Genomic DNA, 1,823 nt, shown 5'->3' on the forward strand with positions numbered 1-1,823 from the left:
AAGATATGTAATTATGCTCCTCATTCCTATCACCTCCAGATTAATTATACAATTTTAGTTCAAAAGAAGGTATTTTATCTTCACAAGGATAGAATTTCTTGATAGAATCTTAACAGTATAATCAAAAAACTGAAAGGAGGAAATTTCTATGAGAGTTATAATTGTGGGAGGTGTTGCTGGTGGAGCAGCTACAGCTACAAGGTTGAGAAGACTCAGTGAAGAGTGTGAGATAGTGATGTATGAAAGGGGAGAGTATATCTCCTTTGCAAACTGTGGACTTCCCTACTATATAGGGGGCGTTATCAAGGATAGAGAGGGGATAGTTGTGGTTACAGAGGAGGAGATGAGAAAAAAGTATAACATTGATGTGAGGACAAAACACGAGGTGGTTTCCATAGATAGAGAAAGTAAGAAGGTAAAAGTTAAAAATCTTGATACAGGAGAAGAATTTGAGGATTCTTATGATTTTCTTGTTCTCTCCCCCGGTGCAAATCCTGTAAAACCACCAATACCAGGAATTGATAGCAAAAAGATATTTACATTAAGAACAATTCCTGATGCAGACAGAATCATTGCAGAGATAGAGAGGGGAAGTAGAGAAGCTGTTGTCGTTGGTGGCGGTTTTATTGGCATTGAAGTGGCTGAAAATCTAAAGGAGAGAGGGCTAAATGTTCATATAGTGGAGATGCTACCACAGGTTTTGTCCTTCCTTGATAAGGAGATGGCGGAGTTTGTGCATGAAGAACTCATATCCAAAGGAGTTAACCTCCATCTTGGTTCTGCTGTTAAGGAGTTTAAGGATAAAGGAGATAGGATAGATGTAATCCTTGAAAATGGAAAAACTGTCTCTGGTGATTTTGTTGTTTTTGCCATAGGAGTTAGACCAGAGATAAAGCTTGCAAAGGATGCCGGACTTTCCATAGGTGATTTCGGTGGAATAAAGGTCAATGAGAGAATGCAGACATCTGATCCATACATATACGCCGTAGGTGATGCAATTGAGATACCCCACTGTGTTGTGGACATAAAGGTGAGGATTGCCCTTGCTGAGCCTGCTACGAAAGAAGCAAGGGTTGCTGCAGACAACATCTGTGGTATTGACTCTAAATATGATTGTGCCATGGGAACTTGTGTAGTTAAAATATTTGACCTTGCTGCCGGTGCCACTGGTTTGGATTCGCAACTATTGAAGAAATTGGGAATTAAATATGACTCTCTGTATGTGTGGGGATACAGCCATGCATCATACTACCCTGGTGCTAAGCCTGTCTATATAAAAGTTCTTTATTCACCAGAGGATAAAAAAATTCTTGGTGCACAGGTGGTTGGATATGATGGAGTGGATAAAAGAGTGGATGTTCTTGCAACAGCTATGAAGTTTGGAGCAAATTTGGTTGATGTGAAGGATTTGAATCTTTCTTATGCACCACCGTTTGGGTCAAGTAAAGATCTTGTGAATTATGTGGGCTTTGTTGCAGAAAATATCTTCAGAGGACTATCTCCCTCAATATCTCCTTATGAGGTAGATGACTACATTAAGAAAGGTGCTATCCCTCTCGATGTAAGAAATAGAGAAGAACTTGCCACTGGAAAAATTGAAGGTTCCATCAACATACCTCTTCCTGAGCTTAGAGAGAGATTAAACGAACTTGATAAAAACAAGACATATCTGATCTATTGTCAGACAGGACTAAGGGGATACATAGCACAGAGAATCCTTTTAGGAAATGGATTTAAAGCGGTTAATGTTAGAGGAGGGTATGACCTATATAAGAATTCCATTAAAGATAGAATTGGAGTATAATCAAGAAAAGAGAACTCTT

1 protein-coding gene is annotated in these 1,823 nt (G+C 39.1%); it reads left to right on the forward strand.

The window, feature by feature from the left end; translation table 11 throughout:
• Positions 1-148 precede the first annotated feature (148 nt).
• Positions 149-1,804, forward strand: coding sequence for an FAD-dependent oxidoreductase (locus J7J33_04070; protein ID MCD6168466.1), 1,656 nt, complete (start codon positions 149-151; stop codon positions 1,802-1,804).
• Positions 1,805-1,823: the final 19 nt, after the last annotated feature.

Source organism: Caldisericia bacterium, assembly GCA_021158845.1.
GTDB lineage: Bacteria > Caldisericota > Caldisericia > B22-G15 > B22-G15 > B22-G15.